At 35.9% G+C, this 23,398-nt stretch carries 14 protein-coding genes; 6 read left to right on the top strand and 8 right to left on the bottom strand.

The window, feature by feature from the left end:
- Positions 1-10: 10 nt before the first annotated feature.
- Both FLEMA_RS76480 and FLEMA_RS0166975 read right to left on the bottom strand, forming a co-directional pair.
- Positions 11-5,575 (bottom strand): PAS domain S-box protein, encoded by a 5,565-nt coding sequence (locus FLEMA_RS76480; protein WP_052354473.1) that lies wholly within the window; start codon positions 5,573-5,575, stop codon positions 11-13.
- Between the two features lie 522 nt (positions 5,576-6,097).
- A complete protein-coding gene (locus FLEMA_RS0166975; protein WP_026998239.1) occupies positions 6,098-6,295 on the bottom strand; it encodes a hypothetical protein in 198 nt (65 codons plus the stop codon).
- A 766-nt stretch (positions 6,296-7,061) separates the two neighbouring features.
- Here FLEMA_RS0166975 and FLEMA_RS76475 point away from each other — a divergent pair.
- From FLEMA_RS76475 to FLEMA_RS0166960, 3 genes are all read left to right on the top strand, one after another.
- On the top strand, positions 7,062-8,078 hold the full coding sequence (locus FLEMA_RS76475) for a helix-turn-helix domain-containing protein (RefSeq protein WP_026998238.1): 1,017 nt from the start codon (positions 7,062-7,064) through the stop codon (positions 8,076-8,078).
- A 243-nt stretch (positions 8,079-8,321) separates the two neighbouring features.
- Positions 8,322-10,967 carry a PAS domain S-box protein gene (locus FLEMA_RS76470; RefSeq protein ID WP_052354471.1) on the top strand — a complete coding sequence of 882 codons (2,646 nt, stop codon included), beginning with the start codon at positions 8,322-8,324 and terminating at the stop codon, positions 10,965-10,967.
- Positions 10,968-10,969: 2 nt separating this feature from the next.
- Positions 10,970-11,386 (top strand): response regulator, encoded by a 417-nt coding sequence (locus FLEMA_RS0166960; RefSeq protein ID WP_026998237.1) that lies wholly within the window; start codon positions 10,970-10,972, stop codon positions 11,384-11,386.
- A 38-nt stretch (positions 11,387-11,424) separates the two neighbouring features.
- Here FLEMA_RS0166960 and FLEMA_RS75800 read toward each other — a convergent pair whose 3' ends face one another.
- The 6 genes from FLEMA_RS75800 to FLEMA_RS0166925 all read right to left on the bottom strand — a co-directional run bounded on the left by FLEMA_RS75800 (position 11,425) and on the right by FLEMA_RS0166925 (position 18,666).
- Positions 11,425-12,120 (bottom strand): XRE family transcriptional regulator, encoded by a 696-nt coding sequence (locus FLEMA_RS75800; RefSeq protein WP_081681449.1) that lies wholly within the window; start codon positions 12,118-12,120, stop codon positions 11,425-11,427.
- 711 nt (positions 12,121-12,831) lie between these two features.
- Positions 12,832-14,112 (bottom strand): DUF4861 domain-containing protein, encoded by a 1,281-nt coding sequence (locus FLEMA_RS0166945; RefSeq protein WP_026998236.1) that lies wholly within the window; start codon positions 14,110-14,112, stop codon positions 12,832-12,834.
- Between the two features lie 361 nt (positions 14,113-14,473).
- Complete coding sequence (locus FLEMA_RS0166940) at positions 14,474-15,337, bottom strand: ROK family protein (RefSeq protein WP_026998235.1); 864 nt, start codon at positions 15,335-15,337, stop codon at positions 14,474-14,476.
- A gap of 166 nt (positions 15,338-15,503) precedes the next feature.
- The gene (locus tag FLEMA_RS0166935) at positions 15,504-16,517 is read right to left on the bottom strand and encodes a LacI family DNA-binding transcriptional regulator (RefSeq protein WP_026998234.1); all 1,014 of its coding nucleotides are present in this window, start codon (positions 16,515-16,517) and stop codon (positions 15,504-15,506) included.
- A 312-nt stretch (positions 16,518-16,829) separates the two neighbouring features.
- Positions 16,830-17,186 (bottom strand): hypothetical protein, encoded by a 357-nt coding sequence (locus tag FLEMA_RS0166930; RefSeq protein ID WP_026998233.1) that lies wholly within the window; start codon positions 17,184-17,186, stop codon positions 16,830-16,832.
- 199 nt (positions 17,187-17,385) lie between these two features.
- The gene (locus tag FLEMA_RS0166925; RefSeq protein WP_044175644.1) at positions 17,386-18,666 is read right to left on the bottom strand and encodes an MFS transporter; all 1,281 of its coding nucleotides are present in this window, start codon (positions 18,664-18,666) and stop codon (positions 17,386-17,388) included.
- A 235-nt stretch (positions 18,667-18,901) separates the two neighbouring features.
- Here FLEMA_RS0166925 and FLEMA_RS0166920 point away from each other — a divergent pair, with 235 nt between their 5' ends.
- The 3 genes from FLEMA_RS0166920 (at position 18,902) to FLEMA_RS0166910 (ending at position 23,322) form a co-directional block, all read left to right on the top strand.
- Complete coding sequence (locus tag FLEMA_RS0166920; RefSeq protein WP_026998231.1) at positions 18,902-20,539, top strand: carboxylesterase/lipase family protein; 1,638 nt, start codon at positions 18,902-18,904, stop codon at positions 20,537-20,539.
- 352 nt (positions 20,540-20,891) lie between these two features.
- Entirely contained in the window at positions 20,892-22,316 is a 1,425-nt protein-coding gene (locus tag FLEMA_RS0166915) for a metallophosphoesterase (RefSeq protein ID WP_026998230.1), read from the top strand.
- Positions 22,317-22,428: 112 nt separating this feature from the next.
- Entirely contained in the window at positions 22,429-23,322 is an 894-nt protein-coding gene (locus tag FLEMA_RS0166910; protein ID WP_026998229.1) for a hypothetical protein, read from the top strand.
- The last annotated feature ends 76 nt before the right edge of the window (positions 23,323-23,398 follow it).

Here is a 23,398-nt window from a genome sequence, read left to right as displayed (position 1 = left end):
GGTAAGTAAATTATGTTACATTTTTTAGTGATTGAGGAATACTAAAGTAAAAAGTACTTCCTTGTTCGGGCTTACTCTCTAGCCAAATATGTCCTTTATGTCGTTCTATGATTTTTTTACAAATGGCCAAACCAATACCTGTACCCGAATACTCGTTTTTGCTATGCAAGCGTTGGAAAATAATAAAAATTTTCTTGAAATACATCGGGTCGATACCTATACCATTGTCTTGAACCGAGAAAACCCATTCTTCCTCATTTTGAGCGATATCGATAGTAATCACAGGCTTTTGTTGCCCTCGATACTTCAGAGCATTTCCTATTAGGTTCTGGAACAACTGGGTTAGCTGGACTCTATTTCCCCAAATAGTGGGCAATATCGCCACACTAACGCAAGCCTCTTCTTTTTTGATTTTTTCGTCGTAAATCTGTAACACTTCGGTGAGTACCTCGTTTAGGTCAACCAAAACAAATGCGTCTTTATTTGTACCCACTCTTGAGTATTCCAGCAAATCCATGATAAGTTGCTTCATTCGTTCAGAACCGTTTACGGCAAAGTATATATACTTTTGAGCCTGTTCGTCGAGCTGGCTATCGTATTTTTTCTTGAGCAACTGCAAAAAACTACTTACCATTCTGAGCGGCTCTTGGAGGTCGTGCGAAGCAACGTAGGCAAAACGCTCCAGTTCTTCGTTCGATGTGGCCAGCTCTTGGGCTCGGTTTTCTAATTCGGTATTTAACTCGTTGAGTTTACGTTCTGTTTGCTTAATTATCGAAATATCCTGCATTGCCCCAATCATACGAATGGCATTGTTATTTTCGTCGTAAATGGTAAAACCTCGGTCGTAAACAAACCTATAAGTATTGTCGGCACATCTGAAGAGATACTCCTCTTCCCAGTGAGTTTTTTTGTCGATAATATGTTGGCCTAAGCTTTTATTTACTCTATTCTTATCGTTTTCGTGTACATTACTGAGCCACCAATCATAGCTACTTTCACGGATGGCATCGGCGTATCCAAATATATGTTCAATACCTTCGTTCCAGATAATTTTTTCGGTATTGAGGTCCAAATCCCAAATAACATCGTTGGTAGCTTTGGCTACCAAATCGTACCGCTTATTGCTTTCTCGAATCGCTTGTTCAGACAATTTGTTTTCAAAAATCAGCGTAATCACCTTTCTTACACTTTCGATAGTGTTTTCTTCCTCGCGGGTTGGTACTCGCTCGTCGTAGCTAAAATAGGCCAACACGCCAATAATTTTGTTACCAGAACTGATAATCGGAATCGACCAACACGAAGAAATTTTTTGTTGTTTGAGCAAATCCCAATAGGGTTTCCAAGCTTCAGATTGATAAAGATTTTTAACAAAACGTTTTTTAGTTGAGAAGATTGGTTGTTTGAAATAGGATTCTTTTACCCCCGAATACCCCGAACGTTGAATGGCTTCAACCAGTTTTGGGCATAAATTTGAACATGCCAAGGGGTGCAAAACATCATCTTCAATCTGCCAGATAGTACTCACAATATTGTTTTGGAGGCTTCCTACTTTATCTATATAAAATTGTAAAACCTGCTGCAGCGTATTATCGGGAATGGTATTAAACTCTAGGGTTTCTTTTTCTATTCTGGCAAGTTCTTCTATGAGTTTTTGTTCGGTAACGTCTTTATAAAATATAGATAAACTGTTTTCAGAAGGATAAGCATTGATATGAAACCACCTCCGAGAAGGCTCATAATAGCTATCAAAAGCTACTGCAACATTTTCTTCAATGGCCTGTGCATAAGCTGGATAAAAATCTAGCGGAGCATTTTTGTCAAACTTATCAAAGAGGTTTTTATGAAGTAGAAAATCTCGGCTAATACCAAACAGTCGCTCGGCCTCGGCATTCATGTAGGTTACTGTAAAGTTATGATTCACAGCCACAAAGCCGTCGGTGATACTTTCTAAAATAGTAGTGATTTGGTGGTTGTATTGTTGTAAGTCTCGTTCATGTTTTTTGCGTTCGCTGATGTCGGTAAATATGCCAAACAACGCTACCACTTCGTTATGAGGATTCATAATAGGACCAGCACTCAAATAATAGTCTACTATTTCGGCCTGACTATTATAAATTTGTACGTCATTTTTCCAGTGTTCGCCTGCCAAAATTTTTTGATAAACCTTTTCAGAAAGCGTTTTGTCGACAAATGGAGCATGCTTATCTACTAGCTGCAAGGCGATGTCTGTACCCGTAACCGTACTAAAAGCCCTGTTGTGATAAAGCTGTTGGCCATCGGGCGACAACAGGCTTACCATATCGAGCATATTATCCATTACGTGTTTAAAAAGCATTAGGTTTTGTTCGTTCTGCTTTTTATCGGTAATGTCCTTTGCTACTGCGATAATCATACCAAGGTCATTGTCCGATGCGATTGTCCAAGCAAACCATTTTATTTCTTTTTGTTGGGCAATAAATCTATTTTCAAAATACACCACTTTTTTGCCTGCACGAAGCTCTTCAAAATGAGCTAGCGTAAGCACAAGGTCGTCGGGGTGTACAAAATCAGTATAAAGTGTATCGGTGGGGGTATCGTGGGTGATACCTAGCCAATATGCGGCAACATTGTTTACTTTTTTAAAATGCCCAGTGTTGTTAAGAATACAAAGGAAATCGGGTGAAAAGTCAAAAAAGCGATTAAGTTCATCTTCAGCTTTTCTACGAGAAAGGTCTGCTCCAATTTGACGAGACACACTTTCAAAAAAACTACTATCGCTTTCAATATCTGTTTTTTCAGAAAAAAATATCAATACAGCTATTACCTCATTGCGGAATACAATTGGTAAGGCAAAGCCACTCTTGATAACAACAGTTGCTAAAATTTGGGGCGTAAACAGTTCTGGATAATTTTGGCTACCTTGCCACTGTTGAATACGTTGAGTTGCCCATGACAAACCCGCCAACCCCTCGCCTTTGTCGACCGATACCACCACTGGATAAGCCGTTTGATGAATCGTATTTTCATTTGATGCCCACCAAGTATTGAGCTGTAACTGAGAATTATCCACATTCATTGTCCAAGCTTCGGCAATATGACAGTCAAGATAGCAGGCTAATGTTTTAAGAATTTCTTGAAGGGCATCGGTCAAATTGGCCACTTCATTGAGCTGGCGAGATATAGTCCATAAATGCGATTGTTCTAATTCTTTTTTGACAGAATCGGTAATATCTCGGCTAATTCCTACTACACCTATTACTTTGCCGTGTTCGTCGAGCATCGGCACTTTATTGCTTAGTAGCCATTTTAACCCTGTGGTTTTCGATACAAAATATTCTTTAATATTAATCAAGGGCTTTGCTGTCGACAATACGATTTGGTCTTGGGCAGCCAACAATGAAATACAACTTTCGTCCAAATAGTCGTGTCCTGTAGTATGAATCAAAGCTTGTTCGTTGGTTACACCATAAAACTCAAGCCCGGTTTTATTCACCAACAAATGTTTGTATTCTTTATCTTTAAAATATACGTATGCAGGAATATTGTCGAGCACAATCCGAAGGAAATTTCTTTCTTGTAACAGTCTCAACTCTATTTCTTTTCTTGGTGTTATATCTTGCGACGTACCACGCAAAATAATGCCTTTACCTGTTTCGTCGGTGATTAGTTCGCCTCGTTCATGAATGTAGCGTACCTCTCCATTTTTTAGTAAAATACGATGTTCGGCATCAAGTTTTTGTTTGCCACGAAGGGTAGCATTTTGTTGTGCCATAAATTCATCACGGTCGTCGGGGTGAATAGTTTTGGCAAAAGCCTCAAAATTTGCGGTAAACCCGTCTTTTTCAATCCCAAAAACAGAAAATAGTTCGTCTGACCACTGAAGCAAATCATTTACTAAATCCAATTCCCAACTACCTATACGTGCAATTTTTTGGGCATCGTTCAGGCTTTTTTCGCTTTGAGCAAGAGCCTTCTCGGCTTTATAACTATGGGTAATATCTTTTAATACACCATAAATACCCTCAATTTGGCCATCAATAATTATAGGAATATGGGTAATATTAATGCGTTTTTTGTTTCCTTTTTGAACCAAAATATCTATTTCAAAGGTACGAGGATTTCCCTCTTTTACCTCTTCAAAGAGGGTTTTGAGGTAGGCAAAATCCTGTGGCAAAATCCAAGATTTGACAGAACTATTCAGAATATTGTCTAGGGGTTCTTCTAGCATTACCGCCAAAGCCTGATTGGCAGAAGTAAATTGTCCAGACAAATCAAGCGAAAAGATGCCATTAGGGTTGTGGTCAAAGAGCGACCTATATCTTTGTTCGTTATACTGCAAAATTCTTTGCGTTTGTTTGCGGCTGGTGATGTCCACCATAAAAATAGAGATCCCAACCTGTTCGTCATGAATATCGTACGAAGGGTTAATACTTGCTTCGTAGATATAAACTTGACCGTCGATTGTTATTTCGGTTTCAATAAACGACGCCTTACCAGCTACAGCCCCGTGTAGGTTATCTAATAGTTCTTTACTAAGTTTTGTACCGAAGTAGTCCATAAAACTCAGATTTTTCTTGGGTACATTCTGTGTGATTTGTTGACCAAAAGCTTGGAATGAAGCATTACATTTTACCAGACGAAGCTGCATATCGACCGAGAAAATAACATAAGGAATATTCTCAATGAGCGTTGTAAGGTCGGCTTCGCTTTTGAGCAAAGATATTTCCAAGCGTTTTTGGGCAGTCATATCGGTCGAAAAAATAGATATACCTCCTGTAGATGGGAATATACGATTATGAAACCACGTATTCCAAGGAGCAAAATGACTGGTAACCACTTGCATTTTGCGCTGGGTCATTACTTGCTCGCAGGTTTTTTGAAATATCCCATTGGTAAATTCAGGAAATAACTCCCAGATTTTTTTTCCGATAAGCTTATCTACAGTAGTTCTCAACGATTGTGCAACCTGCTCGTTGGCATAGGTAAACACCCAGTCTTCGCTAATAACGGTAAAACCATCGGAAATTCCCGCCAGTAAATCATGCACAAAGTGGCTCGACTCGTGAGTATTAATCACCTGAGGATAATGGCTCTCTAGGTCGACATTTCGGAGCGTTCCAACAAAAGCGATAGTCCCATTTCCTTTTTTCAGGGGTTTTCCTGATATTTCAAGCCATTTATGAGCAGAATCTTTCTTGGTTTTGAGCAATAGCTCAAAGCCTTTAGCTTCGTTAAAGAGTTGGTTTAAAGCATTGTTGAGTTTGTATTGAGCAGTTTCTTCAAAGAGTACCACAAACTCCGACAGCTCATAGTGGGCTTTATTAAGTAGCGCAATACTTTCTTCTGTAAAAACTATTTTTTGAGTTGCTAAATCATACTCCCAGATACAGGCTTCCAACAAAGAACTAATCACAAAATCCTGTAAACCAGTATTTTGCTCTTGTGAATCAGAGGTTATCTTGGTATAGTATTGGCTACGGGCTTGGAGAATAGCCGTTGTTTCTTTCAATTGTTGGGTAATTGCAGGAATCTGAGAAGGTTCTACTGATGGCAGTAAATCAATCAAAAAATTAAGTTGCATTAAGCTATCTACCATAGATATTGGGCTTTAGGTAATGGGCTGAAACCAACAGCAAATTAATCTGTAAGTTATCGTAACAATAGGAAAACTAATGATAACATATTGAGAGTATCATCTATGAAATCGGCCTATTGAGTTAGTATCATTATCTGTGCCAATATTTCTAATCCGATTAAATCCAGACATAAACACTATAATCCTTTTAATCAGTGGGTTACTGAGCAAAAGTATTACTAGATTTAGTATGCTATTGCTTTATTAAGATGAAAATTGGAAACATTATTAAGAATAAACCTTCTGTGATATCAACAACCCTACGTAAACTATCCTTTGTTTTCAGGTTAAATTTAATAAATAAAATGGAGTATGTGCTGTATTTTGGCGTTAAATACATTAAATAATAGATGAATATAAGGCAACAGTAAACAGTACAAAAAACTTACACAAAGATGTAAGCCTATTGTAAAGATAAAAACTGTAAATATGTTCAAACTCTAAGCCATACAATTGGCTACCTGTATTTCGAGTTTGTGAACCTTATACCTTTTGAATCGAAAGATTATATATTCCTTCTTGCTGAAATGAGTTAGCCTTAGAAATATTAACCTTGTAGGCAGGACTAACGAAGGGTATTGGAGGTACAGGCCGCTTGGATTCTTCTTCAAATAATGTATTTATTCTTGAAATGACATCCGTTTTAAAGTGTTTTAAATCTACTTGGCTAAAGATATTCATAGTTGGACAATAAAGTATTTAACATTAGGAAATACGCCAGTCTAAAAATCAAAACTTTGTAAACTTACACAAGTTTCTACCGAACAGTAATAATAAACTTTTTTATAAATATCAAAAAACTATTGGGATTATATTTTCAAAAAAAAGTGACGAACGAAGTAAAAGTTGTTTTAATATAAAAAATCATATATTTTGAGTATTTTGGCTAATCATTTTTAAAATATTTATTGAGTTTTTAGTAGTACAAAAGCCATAAACTTCAGAAATTGGCATAAAAAATTGCGTAAATGGTTGACTATAATATATGTTACCGATGATTGGGGGGACAAATTACAAAGGTTTTTTTAGAAATAGACACTGATTTTTATCATTTCAGAATAGAACATTACTTCTATCTTTTGGGTCTTTATCACGGCTACTTTTGAGTCTTGAAAATCCGTAATCATAGCGTGTCAAGACTGACGAAGGAATACCTTACTATATGCCAAAGTGTAAGAAATGTAACATTTAAAAAAATATGTTAGTACATCTTCTCATAAATTGTTATATTGATATACTCTTCCCATTCAATCAGTAGTCATTACATACTAACTCATTGTAAATAAACCAGTAACTGATTACTCGACACATAAATTGCCTAATGTATTAATATAATACTTAATCAAAACTTTAATAATTAGGTTAATTAGGCTTGATTAAATAATGGATTATTTATGCCATAATTTAGTACTTGAACCCTGTTCGAGATTTGCCAACACTAGAACACATGAAATCGTCTACTTTAACATACGAATATTCTTGCAAAACGGATTTCAGCTCGAAGTTGGTTGAGCATTTTAGAGCTACTTTACAGGAAAAATTTTTGTATAAATTCCAGCATGAAGGTGGGCAAGGTAAAATTTTATCTATCGAAATTGAAGACGGTTTCGAAATAGAACTTGTACAAATGACACTAACCCAACCTTTGGATGTTTGTGTAAATCCTAGTAATACTCCTAATAAATGGAATGTTACGATTTGTAGTGATTTTGTTTATGAGTCAAATAATCCTCAATTTAACACAACGGGGTTTCCAACGGGGTTTCCATATTGTGTAGTACTAAGCTCGTCATCGAGCCAAAATACAAGGACAATACCCGCTCATAAAGCTTTTTTCACCTTCTCTATCACTTTTTCGCAACAGTGGATTCAACAGAATATCATTGTAGACCTGAACCCTATGGCAGCCAAACATGTGGCCGAAATGATGCAAAACCAAACTCCCGTTTTGCTAGTCGACCATATTGATTTTGAACTCCACAAAGTTCTGGAAACACTCTTGACAGAAGATATTTATGACCAAATTACCAAATTGGTTTTTTATAAAACAGCCCTAGACCTTACAATTACCTTTTTCAAAAAGCTTATTAGCAAAAGTATATTTACTCCTAATCAAAATTTTAAGAAAAAGGATATTCAGAAAATTCAACAAATCAATAACTTAATCTTAGAAGATTTGTCAAAACCTTGCCCTACTATAGAGCAACTTTCAAAGGCCGTTGGGATGAGTACCGCTAAATTTAAGACACTCTATAAGGCTGTATATAACAATAGTGTATATAGTTACCATCTCAACGAACGGCTCGCTCAGTCTTGTAAATATCTTCAATCAGGAAAATACACTATCAACGAAGTTGCCTATATGGTAGGCTTTAACTATGCCTCAAGTTTTTCGAGAATTTTCAAAAAAACCTATGGAAAATCGCCAATGCAATTTTTAGGAGTAAATTATATTAAGTGCTGAATATTGGAGAATTTTTCTAAATTAAGTGATTAAATATCCGCTAGTTATTTAATTTAGAACCGAACTTACGTTGCACGATTCTTAGTAAAACCACATAAATCATTAACCTTTTTAATATCAATAGTGTTATTTAGGCATCTCTATTTGATACTAATTAGCGATGTGTACATCAACTCCTTACTACTTCTTGAAACAAATAACAGCAACATTATTTTTTTCATTATTCTAATTAAGAGTGTTTTCATGAAAACAGAAAACGAGTTCAACGAATTTTATAAGCCTGCTCCTGTTCATTCAGAAGCACTTATTCCAAATACTCTTTTTTCGGCTCTTGACCATATTTCAGAAGGAGTTATTATGGTAGATACTACCTGGAAAGTGATTTATATCAATCTCAAAATACAAGTACTTTTTAAGAAAAATATATCTGTCAATCTCTATCATAATTTTTGGTTCTTTTTTCCTGAACTTGCTCTGCCTGCTTTTTCTCAAGCTTGCAAACAGGCTATGAATCAGAAAGTAGCTAGAGAGCTACAAGTATTTGTAGAACATTTTACTATTTGGATAAGCTGCAAGATCATTCCTTCCGATACGGGCATAACTATCATTATCAATGATATTACAAGCCAAAAAGAAGGTTTTCATAAAGAGGTGTACTACAAAACGATTATCGAAACCAATGAGCAACTCTACAAGTCGCTTTTTGATAACAACCCTGATGCTGTTTGTACGGTAGATCTACAAGGTAATTTCCTGATTATCAATAACTCACTTGCACAAATACTCGAAAACACACCCGAAAACTTAATAGGGCAGCCCTACCTCAAGTATATTCATCCCGATGACCAAGCTATTAGTACAAAATGTTTTCAAGATGCCCTTGAGGGAAAACTGGCACGTGGCATAGTACGAGGAATTTCGACAAAAGGGAATATTTTTGCCATCGACAACACCAAAACGCCTATTGTTATCAATCAGCAAATTATAGGGGTTTACTGTATCAGCAAAAATATTACGTCTACCATAGAAATAGAAAAATCGCTAATTTCAAAACAGTCTGAATTACAACGTTTTATGTACGATTTTAACCATCTGATGAATTCATCTTTGGATATTATCTGTACTTTATCGATAGATACCTCAATCCTAAAAATAAGTATTGCTGCCGAAAAAATATGGGGGTATCCAATAGCGGTATTGCAACAAAAAAAAATCACCGACCTTGTCGCACCAAAAGCTCAGGATATGGTACTTGATTATTTTCAAAAGCTATCGAATGGCAATCCTATCGAGCTACTGGAAGTAACCATGATAAATCAAGAAGGAAAGGGTGTGCCGATGGTATGGTCGGCTAATTGGGATGCCCAACAAAAGACTTTTTATGCTGTAGCAAGAGATGTAACTGAGAAAAAACGAGATGAATATGCCTTGATTCTTTCTGAACAAAAATATGAATATATCTTTAATATCAATCCGCTTCCTATGTGGATTAGCGATTTTGAGACTAAGCAATTTATCGAAATAAATGAGGCCGCTATTCAGCATTATGGATACACCAAAGAGGAAATGTTAATGATGAAAGAATATGAAATTGTTCATCCAGATTCCTTGGCCCTCTGGCAAAATATTCCTTACAATTACCAAACCACACCTACGAGTTTTCAAGGAGTCATCAGCCATATCAAAAAAAATGGAGATTTAACCATTAGCGAAATAACCGTTCACTTGGTAGAATACCACAATCGCTCGGTAAGTTTGGTGTTGGTCAATGATATTACCCAAAAACGACAAGACGAGCAAGAGATTATCCAAACTAACTCTAGGCTCAAAACGGCTCAGGAAATTGCCCATTTAGGATATTGGGAGCGTGACCTCGAATCGGATTTTATCTATTGGTCTGACGAAGTATATAAAATTTTTGAAATCACTCATTCTCCCGAAACTTTTACTTACGATACTTTCATCCAAATGGTACATCCCGATGACCGCACAGCCATTCAGCTATTAGAGTTCTCGGTTTTGTATGGAAATAATCCTGTTGAAAAAGCATTTAGGGTTATGTTGCCCAATGGCAAAACCAAGCATCTTTTCAGTAAAACACAGGTGATATTCGATACCTTTGGTAACCCTTCGAGAATCGATAGTACTATACAAGATATTACTGAAAGAAAAAAAAGTGAAGAAGAACGTGAAATTTTAATTAGAGAACTAACTCAGAATAATAAAGATTTAAGACAATTTTCGTATATTACCTCTCATAATATGCGTTCGCCACTATCAAACTTGGTGGGTTTGTTAAAATTGTTAGATACTTCTACCATAACCGACCCCACTACGCTAATGATACTGGAAGGATTTAGGATTTCGACTCATCAACTCAACGATACTATTAATGATTTAATCAAAATTTTGATTATCAAAGAAAACGTCAATGTTCATAAAGAAGATATTCTTTTTGAGGAAATTTGGCACAAAATCACCCAAATGACTTATCAGCTTATTGCTGAGGCTCAGGCAAATATCAATATTGATTTTGAGAAAGCACCGATAGTTTCATTTAATGCAACATACCTCGAAAGTATTTTGTTAAATTTACTTTCTAATTCGTTGAAATACCGTGCCAAAGATCGGCCTTTATCTATTTGGTTAAGTACTGAAAAACGAGATAATTGCATTATATTGTACTTTAGTGACAACGGGCTAGGAATAGATTTGAAAAGGCATCGGAATAAGGTTTTTGGCTTATATCAGCGGTTTCATGACCACCCCGACAGCAAGGGAATTGGCTTGTATATGGTAGATGCTCAAATTAAATCGCTAGGCGGTAATATTGAAATAGATAGTTATACAGATCGAGGAACAACTTTCACACTAACATTCAAAATATAAATATGTTTAATCAAATTTTATGTGTCGATGACGACCCAATTACGCTTGTCATTCTAAAAATGACTATGCAAAAGTGCCAATTCACACAGTCTGTATTAACTGCTGCTGATGGGGTAGAGGCAGTTAATTTATATGAAACCCTTCAACAACGTATCTCTCTAGAACCAACCCTTGTTGCTCCTGAAATTATTTTCTTAGATTTGAATATGCCTGTTATGGGTGGGTGGAGTTTTTTGGAGATTTTTAATGAAAGATTTCAGGCTACTTTTCCCAATACCAAAGTGATTATTTTGTCGTCGAGTATCGACCCTGAAGATATTAGAAAAGCCCAAAATTTCGGTATTGTCAAGGAGTTTGTCAGCAAACCCATGACCATCGATACCCTTAACAGGCTCAAGGCTGAATTTGAGGTATCGTAGTACAACGAGGCATATATTTCCTCGTTGTACTACGATTGCTAAATAGGAAAATCGCCAGAGAAAAAACCAACAAATCGCCAAACTTCCTGAATATCATCGCCCAAAACTGGGTATGGAGCATAGCGTTCATTGGTTGATTTTAGTACAAGTACATTTTTTTCGCTCAGATAATTAAAAACTTTTTTCAATACCACACCTTCGTCTTTGGTAACGACAATACAAATAGTACCATTTTTGATACTACGCCAGTTTTCTACATATTCGGCAAATACCAAAGAGCCTTCTTTTAGTGGCAACATCGAATCGCCTTGAATAGGGAAAACCCTATATTTCCTGTCTTTGGGTAAAAAAGGAACATTAAAAATTGGCAAACGACTTACAAATTCTAGATCACCATAGCCATTAGAATATCCTGCTACAGCTTTGATTGGTACAAACTCTATATTTTCTTCGTTATCACTATTAACTGTTGTAGCCAGTATTCTTAGTTTATCTTCTTGTCGCTTGGTAGGCTGGTGAGACGATAAATCTTTTGTCAGCATATCATCTACACTTACGTTGAAATAAGTCGCTAGCTTTATCAAATCAGCATACTTCGGCTCGGCTCTCCCACTTTCATAAGAACCCAAGGTAGATTTTTTTAGGTCTACTTCATCGGCAAGCTTCTCTTGAGAAACCTTACCATCTAATTGTTTTCTTAAATATTGCAGGTTTTGGCTAAAAAAAGTGTCCATTATCTTGGTGTTTTAGTATCAGATTCTAAAAAATAGTCATATAACTTATAAATTATCGGACAACAAAGTTACCATTTTTAGCTAAATTATAAAACTATCTATTATTTGTATTCAAAATAAAGCAGGAAATATTCGTTTTTTATTCTTCGCCAAATACTGTCATCGGCTATCGCCTATTGAATTATATGCAATAACCTAATAAGCAATATTTTTAATTAGCTGATAATCAACGAATCTATCAAATATTTGTTGCATTTTTTCAAGCTTTGTTCATAAAATGCTGTAAATTCCTCATCAATTAAATACATGAAATGAAAAATACTTATTGGAATGGTCGTTTTTAAAGACCGTTCTTCTAGCCTTAACACAAATTTAGCCCTAAGCCTAATTGTTAACGATAGCAAGCTCAAGTTTTAACTAAGATTTTATTCAAGATTAATAGGAGTATTTCTGTATTTGAGAGCTATTTGATGAATGTTTGGAGTAGGTTTCTTGATATGTATCTATCGTTGCCAGAAATATTTATTGAAAATAGATAAAAATATACCATTTCAAAAGTAATCGTTCCGTTTTTTTGAATGAAATATAAATTTATAGTTTATTTTCGACAGGATAGTTGATTCGCTCCACCCTTTTATTCTTCACTAAAAAAGGGTAAAGGTCACTTTTTATGAATACCCTTTACCCTTTTTGTATATTTTGACGCATTACCTATCTAACCTGTATTGGTTGGTCGTATAGAGCAGCTTGTTGTTGTAGAAATGTTTCAAAACCATTTTTTGTTTGGAAGAACGGCTCACTTTTTTCCCAACCTGCAAAAAATCTAAAATAGTTAGGCTTACTGGCTACTAACTTTTCTGTAACAGTATAAGTATTCTGAATATCAGCACCTTGATTGGGAGTTTGTCCAAAAGCTAAATAGCTTTTGGTAGGTACAAGTACTGCCATACCCAAATTATCATTATTTTCAGATTGCTTATCGAATGTATACAATACTTTGGCTGTTTTGGAAGCTAGTTGATATGATTGTTGGCTATGCAAATTGACTATTCCTGTAACCAATTTGGCCGATTTTGGAGCATTTTTCAATACCACTTTACTCTCATAAAAATACTGCCCTCCCCAAATACTTATTTCTTCAGATACTTGTATCGGAGTCATATTGTTAGCAATTGTCCAATCATGGTATGTTAGTTTAAAAATAGCTCTGATTGGCCCATTAGCTATTTTTTTATACTGTACTTGCTTGAAATTCCCCCCGCCAAGGCGAACCAATTGTTCTTTTCCCTGTTCGTCTTGTATTGCCAAGGCCAAAGAACCCGCCCCAAGTGATTTTCCAACTTTCAGGACATCCATACCCCATTCTGCTTGTTTATGATAACTTTCGGCAGGGTTAAGTCCTACTTCGCTTAGTATCATCCGTGGCGTAGTTTTGCCCCAAATGTCTTTGGCATTACGAGTGTCAAAATAAATTCTAAAACCTACTTTATCGTTTTCCCAAGCAGGGCCTTCTGTTAAAAAAGGAGGTAAAGGCTGTTTGCTAAAATCGGTAGCTGCTTGTGTCCCCAAAACGGTGTCTTCGTCTAAAGGATCTGCAAAACTATCATCATTATTCTTGCGTTGATGACGTACATGAGCCAACACAGCCGCCTTGATAGTAGCAGGTTTGTCCGAAATTCGAGCCAAAATTGTTTTAGATTCACTAGCATTGAATGATTGTAATAAGGCCACTTCATCCCAAAGGCCATCGCCATTCAAATCATCATATTGTGCCAGTATAGGCTGTTTGCTAGGCAAAGCAAAAGTTACATAGCTTTTACTTGGAATGGCCCCTAGTTTGGCACTTAGCTGTTTTCGAGTAAATACAAGCAACTCTTTTGGTCTTTCGGCGGCTATTGGGTTTTTGAGTACCCAAGAGGCTGTTTTTTGGGCATAAGTTTGCCAGCTAGTACTCACCAAAAATAGAGCTGTTGCTATTTTGAGATGTTTCATTATAAAAAATTTAGGTTTAAACATGATTAACTGGGTAATTAGAAGAAGGTATCACAATCCTTTATTTTGGGCAATAATTAAGATTGCTACTTTACCTAAAATACAAAAATAGGCTGTAAAACCATAAATCGCTAATTATATATAGAAGAACAAAATTGGATTCATTCCAGCTAATTAATCGTTTGAGCTTGATATAATATGTGCTAAATTTAATATACATCACACTTTGTAATGTGTATACCATTTCATTTGTACCGAACAGTTTGATGATACTTCAATAGCAGTTTTGATTTGTTAGTTTGTTTTTGACAAGACTCTTCGATTTCCGAAAAAGTAAGATATTTTACAGCTTTGGCAACACCTATTTTGTCAACATCGAAGTACCAAAACTTACAGCTCCCATCAATGCGGCATTTTCGTTGAGTACTGATTTTCTGATTACAATAGGCGGTAAAACATGTTTTAAGCCAGCTTCTATTGCAGGAAAAAACAACTCGGATGATTGGGCTATATTGCCCCCAAAAATGATGACTTCAGGCTGAAATTTTTCTACAAATAGATGTACAAATAGCGTAATATTTTGGCTAAATTCTTCAAAAATTTGTCGGGCAATTTCATCGGTATGATACAATTCAGCCACTTGCTTTACGCCCAAAATATTGGTTTGTGTAAGTTCCTGAAATCGGTTTACAAACCACCTTGTCGAGATATAATCTTCGGCAACACCACTGTGCAAAGGCTGATTGATACCCAAGCCCATATCAAACGATTTGCCGTCGTGATAAACAGACGTTCCTAAACCTGTACCCAAGGTTATTCCTATGCCTTTATGGAAGGATTTGCCAGCCCCAAAAGCCATTTCTCCATCTAAAAATGCCTCTGAATCATTTCTAAATATAATATTGTTGGGACTCAGCTGTAGCCTTTTCGCTAATTCGTCTCTAATATTCATGCCAAAAAGGCTATCATATTTATTGACATTTTTCATGAGACAAATACCGTTTTGGTAATCAAATGGGCCAGGCATGGCAATACCTACCAAATAATCTGCTTGTCCTCCTGCCACAGCGATAATGGTATCGGCCCAACAGGTTAGTATTTCTTCATCACTGGCATGAGGGTCGAGCTTGGTTCTTCTTAATGATTGTTCTATAACTAATCCATGCTTAACGTTTACTTGTGCAGCCGTTATGTGCGAACCACCTATGTCTATTCCTAAATACATATTTTATTAATTTACCTTACAAAACAGTCAATTTTATCAACCTCGTAAATAGTATTTGAAAAAAATTTTATGAAAAAACTATGGTTAAGATTTTACTTAATCAATTAAGCAAAACTACTTCATTGTATTTAATTGTAGGCTTACTTGCCAGAGCCAACATAGCATATTATTTACTAGAGGAGTCTCTCAAAACGAGTTGGGCAGGAATAATACTGGTTTTGGCCTGATAGTCACTAGGATTCTCCATGTGTTCTAAAAGATTGGTTATCAATTCTTTAGCCATTTCCAATACAGGCTGAGCAATCGCCGAAATAGAAGGTTGGTGTATTCTGAACAAATCGTTATCGTCAAAAACCATAATACCAATTTGCTGGCCAATACGAATTTTCAAACGATTCATAACTTCAATACCGCTAATAGCCAAATAGTTGGTAGCAAAAAATATGGCATCAATTTGAGGAGTTTCATCGAGCAACGCAACAATATTTTCTGTAATCGAATTTTTTTTGGCTTCTAAATAATCAAATTTTTTAATGATTGAAGGCAAACGATGCTCGTTAACAGCTCTTTCATAGCCCAAAAGGCGGTCTATCATCTGAGGTTGTACCGAGTCTAAGGTTACAAAAGCGATATTCTTGTACGATTGGCTAATCAGGTAACGAACGGCCTCATAAGCACTTTTGAAGTTGTTCATTCCAACATAACTAATATTGAGGTCTATACAATTTCTATCGAACAATACCACAGGTAAGTTACTCTTTATCAGGTCATTAATATCATTATCGATACCTTCAGTTGGTGTAATAATATAACCATCTACATTTCTTTCACGAAAAGTATTTATCAATTCTTTGGCCTTTTTGGTATCATTTTTAGTACTGCTATAAATAATTTTGTAGCCGTTTTCGTAGGCAATATTCTCGATGTTCCCAGCGATACTCCCAAAGAAGGGGTCGGCTATATCTTCCACAATTAGACCAATAACATTGGTTTTACCTGTTCTTAGGCTTTTAGCTAAATGATTGGGCTTAAAGTTGTTTTCTTCTACAAATGCCAATACCTTTTTGGTTAGTTCGGCACTAATACGTTTTTCTTTGGCTTTATCATTTAAAATATAAGAAACAGTTGCAGTTGAGATACTTAAAGCTTCTGCCACTTCTTTAATGGACATTCTTTTCATGGGATATATCGGGAAATCACTTTTGTATAACTTTAAAGAATAATGCAAGTTAAACGATTATTCTGATATTTTAGTAGGTAAAATCTTAAATAAATATCTAGAATTATAGTAGAAATTGTACAAAAAGAAGTTGGGAGAAGGGAGCTATACAAACAGTTATATTGCTTTTTGGCTTGTGATGATACACCAGATATTAGTAATACTTACATAAAACTAATGCCAACATTTTACTTTATCAAAATCGTTGAGGTAATCTTTTCTACAAAACGGATAATCAGGAGCTAGTTATCCGTTTGGGTCAATATATTTTTGCTATACTAATACCACATCGCCAAGTACCTCGTGAAGCATACTATTGAGCGATAAAACAAATTTGGTTCCATCTAGTAAGTCGCGAAGTTGGATAATTTCACAGAGGGTTAATTGTAAAGAAAGTTGATTTTGTGGAGCTTCAATTACTTCAAAATCAAAGCTATCAGATAAATTAAAAATCATTTCATGAATATCCACAGCATATACTTTACGACGAAATGCCATAAAATCCTGAATTTTGAAGGCAGCCAAGGTGTCATTAAACTGCACATAAATTCTATCTGTCAAGTCACACTGCCAAGTAATTCCTCTGGTATTTTGGTACAGTTCGTGTAAATGTTTTTTAGGACTATTCATTCTTTACTTGCTAAATTTTAAATAATAGTACAAATATATATACCAAACGAATGTCAGACAAATATTATTTAAAATAAGTCTAAATAAATTGACTATTGATTTACTTCCTATCCTATAAAAAGCAAAAAAGAGCCAGCAACGTTGTTGCTAGCTCATCAGAATAACGATTATAGTGGTGGTAATGAAAGTCTTATTGCTACTACATTTTTACTTTTTCCATTTTTGGGGCAAATAAGTGCATTGCCAACCAAGCCAATAAATATGCCATTGAACAAATCATAAAAATGATATTGTACCCAATTGTAATATCGCCTGCGGTTTTGTAGGTATCTAAAAGTTTTCCTACCAAAATAGGAAACAAAATCCCACCCACAGAACCAGCCATACTACCAATACCTACAACCGAGCTAATGGCTTTTCGAGGAAACATATCGGATGCTGTGGTAAAAATATTAGCACTCCAAGCCTGGTGTGCTGCCATTGCTAAGGCAATCAAGGCCACAGCCTGCCAAATATTGGTACAGTATTGAGCCAAAAATACAGGAACTACCGCTAAGGCAAAACCAAACATAGCTGTTTTTCTTGCTCGAAAAACGGTCCAGCCTTTCTTGATAAAATATCCTGACAAATACCCACCGCCTATACTTCCGAGGGTTGTGGCAGTGTATACCACGATAAGTTCTAGGCTTGGTTTCTTTAAATCAAGCTGAAATGTTTCGGCAAAATACGATGGTAACCAATATAAGAAAAACCACCAAATTGGGTCGGTAAGCATTTTTCCAAAAACAAATGCCCATGTTTGGCGTATTTTGAATAACTGTAGCCATTTTACGGGTTCTTCGTTGCTAGCAATATTTTCGTCGGTATCGCTATTAATATAGGCTAGTTCTTCTTGTGAAACTTTGGCATGCTTGGTAGGAGTTTCGTAGTATAATTTCCAGAAAATCAACCAGATAAACCCTATTCCTCCTGTAATCAAAAATGCTTCTCGCCAGCCGTAAAGACCCAATATCCAAGGTACCATGATCGGAGCAACCACAGCCCCGATGTTTGCACCTGAGTTAAAAATTCCTGTGGCCAAAGCACGTTCTTTTTTAGGAAACCATTCGGCTACAGTTTTGATAGCTGCAGGAAAGTTGCCTGATTCGCCTAAGCCCAACAGCATCCGCATACTCGCCAAGCCAAAAGTACTACTTACGGCTGCATGCAAAACCGCCGCCAAACTCCACCAAACTACCGAAATAGTATATCCTAGCTTTGTGCCGATTCGGTCGATAATACCGCCAAAAAACAAAAAACCACTGGCATAAGCAGCCGTAAAAGCCATAATAATATTGCTATAATCAGATTCCGACCAGTTAAATTCTTTTTCAAGCGTAGGTTTTAGCAAACCTATCACCTGACGGTCGAGGTAATTGATAGTTGTGGCAAAAAATAAAAGAACAACAATTTTCCAACGATAATTTGAGGTATTAGACATAATATCATTTTAAGGGGATGAATAACTATGTTCTAAAGACACCCTAACCTGATTTATACCCGAATATTCTTAGTTTCCTTGCCTGAGTATTAAATTTTCAAATAAATTTTAGACATAATTGCATTTTTTTAAATATTTTTTAGACTTTTGTAATCTAAAGTCTCATATTGAGACAATTGATTTTCCTTTAAATTATCCTTGTCTCAACTTTATTTAACTTGAAAATACTATCCAAATGAAAAAAAACGCTACAATTTTGTTAGGCTCGTTAGCAGTGTTATTAAGCCTGTCGCCAACACAATCAAGCAAAGCCCAAACAGCCGATCCTATTATTGCTAATGCCAAAACCGCCGTTGTGGCTACCGACCTTGGCAAAGTAAGAGGTTATATTCACAACAATACTTTTACTTATAAAGGTATTCCTTATGCTCAATCTGAGCGTTTTATGCCACCAAGCAAACCCAAAGCATGGACAGACGTAAGAAGTTCGATGACCTACGGGCCTGTTTGCCCAACCGACCCAACTACATCGGTTTTTGATGTATTAGAGTTTGCTTTTAATCATAACTGGGGTTATACCAACGAAAATTGTCAAACCTTGAATGTATGGACACCCGGTATCAACGATCAAAAAAAGCGTCCTGTGATGGTATGGTTGCACGGAGGTGGTTTTGCTGCGGGTTCGGCTATTGAATTACCTTCGTATGACGGCGAAAATCTTAGTAAAAAGGGCGATGTTGTGGTAGTATCGGTCAATCATCGTTTAAATATTCTAGGCTTTTGTGATTTATCGAGCTTTGGCGAAAAATATAAAAAATCGGCCAATGTAGGCATGATGGATATTGTAGTGGCATTAGAATGGGTAAAAGCCAATATCGCAAACTTTGGCGGTGACCCTAATAATGTTACTATTTTTGGCCAGTCGGGTGGTGGAGCTAAGGTAACAACCCTGATGTATGCTCCATCGGCCAAGGGTTTATTTCACAAAGCTATCAATCAAAGTGGGAGCTATCGTACTAGTTTCTTAGAACAAGAAGATAGCAAACGTGTAGGTGAGGCATTGTTGGAAGTACTTGGTCTAAAGCCTAATCAAGTAGATTCGTTACAGAAAATTTCATACGAAAAACTGAATGAAGCTGGCAAAAAAGCTATCCAGAAAGTACAAAGCCAAATGAAAGCAGAGGGTAAAAGCTTTGTGGGTGGTGGTTTAGGTTGGGGGCCAGTACACGATGGCGATTTCTTACCTTATCAGCAAGTTGACCCAGCGGGTATGGCACTTGCCAAAGACATTCCATTACTTATAGGTTCGACCAAAAATGAATTTATGGCATCACTTATGAATCCTGCTATTCGTGAGTTTAGTAAAGAACAAGCTATTGATTTTTTGAAGAAAAAATATGCCGACCAAACAGATAATTACCTTCAGGCTGTAGAAAAGGCATATCCAAATACAACCAAACCTTCCGATCTTATTGATATTGACGTAAATATGTTTCGCCCAGGAACTGTTAAACACGCCAATATGAAATCAAACTTTGGTGGAGCTCCAGTATACGCTTATATGTTCACCTGGCAGTCGCCCGTAATGGATGGTATGTACAAGTCTATTCACTGTATTGATTTGGCATTTGTTTTTAATAATATTGCTCGTTGTGAAGAAATGACAGGAGGTGGAAAAGAAGCTCATTTGTTGGCCGACAAAATGAGTCAGGCATGGATAAATTTTGCCAAAACAGGAAATCCTAATCACAAAGGATTACCTAATTGGTTGCCTTATTCAGCCGAAAAAGGAGCTACAATGATTTTTGATAATCAGTCGGTTCTTAAATTTCATCATGACAAAGAATTACTGAGTATCACGGCTGGAAAATAAACAATAACCCTTCAGAATCAATAATGTAGGTCGTAGGTTGCCCAATGGGTATAATCTACGGCCTATTTTTTTATGATTAGTATATAAAGTAACAAGGTATCTTTTTTTTGATATTACATATTGATTATCAGAAAGTTATCAAAAATACAATACTTATGCCAAATTTGTATAGAGCTTATTTGATCAGGCAATCAATCAAATACTAGACCAACTATTGAGCTATCATAAAAATTCAGTCAAGCATGTAATTACATCTTTTATCCTTCAATAAATACAGTATTTCTACGCTAGCATAATTCAACATAATGCTATATCTTTAAGCATAAACCCTCCATTTGTTTTTTGTAAAGATATGTCCCATAAAAAGCCGCAACATCCTGTCGAAAATTTGGAACTCAACGACCGACATTTATTTATTATTAGTGATTTGCATATATCAAGAGGACGAGAAAAATCGGGTCTTTATACAGGTACTGAAAATTTTTTTGCCGATGCTTCATTTGCCCGTTGGATAGATTATTGTATCGAAAAATCTCAACACGAAAAGGCTACCTTAATTATCAATGGTGATTTTATCGACTTCTTACGTGTGATTTTTCAACCTAACGAACTTCAAAACCTTAATTTTTTAGAATGGTCGGTTTGGCTCAAAAAGGTTGATATTCATAAAACACCCCAAGAGTTGCAGAATAGTGTTGAATACAAAGATGAAAATAAATACGGCTTTAAAACTGATGATTTTAAAAGTATTTGGAAATTACAACAGGTAGCTTTGGGGCATCCAAAACTTTTTGCGGCATTGGGAAAATGGATGAGCCAGCCGAACCACAATATGATTATCGTGAAGGGAAATCATGATTTTGAATGGTATTGGCCCAAAGTACAGGCTTATTTTAGCGTACTCGTTCAAGAAAACAGAGTGCCTAAATCCAATGTTGATTTTTCTCAAAACGATATTTTGTTTTATCAAGATAGCCTCATTATCAACCAGAAAATCTATATTGAACATGGCCATCAATATGACACATTTACGTCTATTGTTGGTTCTGATACGTTAGAAGGCTCACAATCAGGACAATTGCGATTGCCTTTGGGTTCGTTTGTGAATCGATATTTGCTCAATCGTATCGAAATAGACTACCCTTTTCTCGACAATGTACGCCCAACAAGCAATATATTACCAATTTTGATACGAGAGCGTTTTCCATTGGCCATAGAATTAGTATTCAAAAGGTTATTTTACATACTAAAATTTATTAAAAAACAGGAGTTTTTATATGTATTTGGCCACTTTCTTACATTTATTGGCTTAGTTCTTGTGCCAATTGGCATTACGGCTTATCTTATTTTCAAAGAATACCAAACAGGTTCTTTCTCGGATATTAGTTTATCATGGCTTAGTCCTCTCAAGAATCTTGGCTTATTGGTATTATCTTACCTCTTTGGGAGGTTATTAGTAAAATTCAGACTTACCGAACCTAGCGATTTGTCCAAAAACGCCTTTGATATTTTTACTCAATACCCTCATTTACAGATTATTACAATGGGTCATACACATAATCCCTATCAGCTTTTTTTTGAAGGAAAAGCTTTTTTTAATACTGGAACATGGATTCCTATTGTTGAAAATTCAAGTGCTGCTATTCGTCAAGACCGTACTTTTACTTTTTTGTATATCCAAATTGATGAAAATCAAAATTGTCAATTTAAGCCTCTATTACGCTGGAACGACGATGCCAATAGAGCCGATGAAATAGAAATTAGTACACGGATATAAGCCCAAAGGATTTACTGGCAGAATGTCGTCAAAATCAACGATAATCTACAATTTTGAATAAACTTCTTAATCTATTTTCAGGAATATTTTTGCCCAAAACGTCCTATTTATCATGAAAACGCTAACATATTTTTTTACTATTGCTCTGATAACCATGCTGGTGTCTCAATTACTAAGCTGTGGCGTAATCAAGAACGAAGTAGATAAACTTTCATTAAAAAAGGCCGTCGGGTCTGCTCATCCAGAAATAGATACACTAACACGACGTGCTGGACAAAATCTTGCCCTCGGAGCAAGTGAAAAGGCACAATTGATTACTCAAAACCTTATTGGGGGCTTGAAAGGAAGTATGGATACGCTAAACCCTGATGTACAAAAACTCATAAAAACCTTAGATAGTATCGGAAACCTGTCGGAGGCAAAACTCATCCAACTCGGAAAAACACTCAACATACAACTCAACTCAATCAAGGGTAACGTTCAAGATGAAAAGCTAAAAAAATTTCTGATTAATTTAGTGAGCGAGCTTACAGGAAAACTCAACCACAATACCGAACATCTATTGAGCAATATGATTCAAAAAGGCTTGGATTCGCTAGCGGCACCATCTTCTGAAGCCAAAATAGCCTTATTTATGAATCATTTATTAGGACAAAATACCCAAAAAAATATGCAATTGTTAGTGAGCAAGGCCTTACAGCCAAGTATTGACAGCCTTCAGAAAAGTATCGATAAGCTTGTATATAAAGATTTACCTTTTGTTCAAAAACAAGCAACCGAGCTGCTGGTTACGCTAGGTGTTATAGCCTGCGGTATTATTGGTTTTGTTTGGTATCAGAAACGGAAATATGCTAAACTTGTGAAAATTTTGACTTATCAAATTGATAAAATTCCATCACAAACCGAATACGATAACCTTACCACCCAAATCAAATCAAAAACCCAACAGGCCGACCTTGAGCCACTTCTCCGTAATATATTACAAGAACAGGGCATAAATACATAAAATATTCAGTAATAGCACAAATCCTTATGGAATTTAGCTGTATATATTGCTCTTTACAACTCCATTTAATTTAGTA

Origin of the sequence: Flectobacillus major DSM 103 (genome assembly GCF_000427405.1) — a bacterium.
In the GTDB taxonomy this organism is placed as follows: domain Bacteria; phylum Bacteroidota; class Bacteroidia; order Cytophagales; family Spirosomataceae; genus Flectobacillus; species Flectobacillus major.
Note: the sequence above shows the minus strand (reverse complement) of the source record. Positions and strands in the feature narration are given on the sequence as shown.

Bases quoted from the DNA above. Each gene is read 5' to 3' on its own strand.
- FLEMA_RS76480 (WP_052354473.1), bottom strand. From the start codon at position 5,575: ATGGTAGATAGCTTAATGCAACTTAATTTTTTGATTGATTTACTGCCA.
- FLEMA_RS0166975 (WP_026998239.1), bottom strand. From the start codon at position 6,295: ATGAATATCTTTAGCCAAGTAGATTTAAAACACTTTAAAACGGATGTC.
- FLEMA_RS76475 (WP_026998238.1), top strand. From the start codon at position 7,062: ATGAAATCGTCTACTTTAACATACGAATATTCTTGCAAAACGGATTTC.
- FLEMA_RS76470 (WP_052354471.1), top strand. From the start codon at position 8,322: ATGAAAACAGAAAACGAGTTCAACGAATTTTATAAGCCTGCTCCTGTT.
- FLEMA_RS0166960 (WP_026998237.1), top strand. From the start codon at position 10,970: ATGTTTAATCAAATTTTATGTGTCGATGACGACCCAATTACGCTTGTC.
- FLEMA_RS75800 (WP_081681449.1), bottom strand. From the start codon at position 12,120: ATGGACACTTTTTTTAGCCAAAACCTGCAATATTTAAGAAAACAATTA.
- FLEMA_RS0166945 (WP_026998236.1), bottom strand. From the start codon at position 14,112: ATGAAACATCTCAAAATAGCAACAGCTCTATTTTTGGTGAGTACTAGC.
- FLEMA_RS0166940 (WP_026998235.1), bottom strand. From the start codon at position 15,337: ATGTATTTAGGAATAGACATAGGTGGTTCGCACATAACGGCTGCACAA.
- FLEMA_RS0166935 (WP_026998234.1), bottom strand. From the start codon at position 16,517: ATGAAAAGAATGTCCATTAAAGAAGTGGCAGAAGCTTTAAGTATCTCA.
- FLEMA_RS0166930 (WP_026998233.1), bottom strand. From the start codon at position 17,186: ATGAATAGTCCTAAAAAACATTTACACGAACTGTACCAAAATACCAGA.
- FLEMA_RS0166925 (WP_044175644.1), bottom strand. From the start codon at position 18,666: ATGTCTAATACCTCAAATTATCGTTGGAAAATTGTTGTTCTTTTATTT.
- FLEMA_RS0166920 (WP_026998231.1), top strand. From the start codon at position 18,902: ATGAAAAAAAACGCTACAATTTTGTTAGGCTCGTTAGCAGTGTTATTA.
- FLEMA_RS0166915 (WP_026998230.1), top strand. From the start codon at position 20,892: ATGTCCCATAAAAAGCCGCAACATCCTGTCGAAAATTTGGAACTCAAC.
- FLEMA_RS0166910 (WP_026998229.1), top strand. From the start codon at position 22,429: ATGAAAACGCTAACATATTTTTTTACTATTGCTCTGATAACCATGCTG.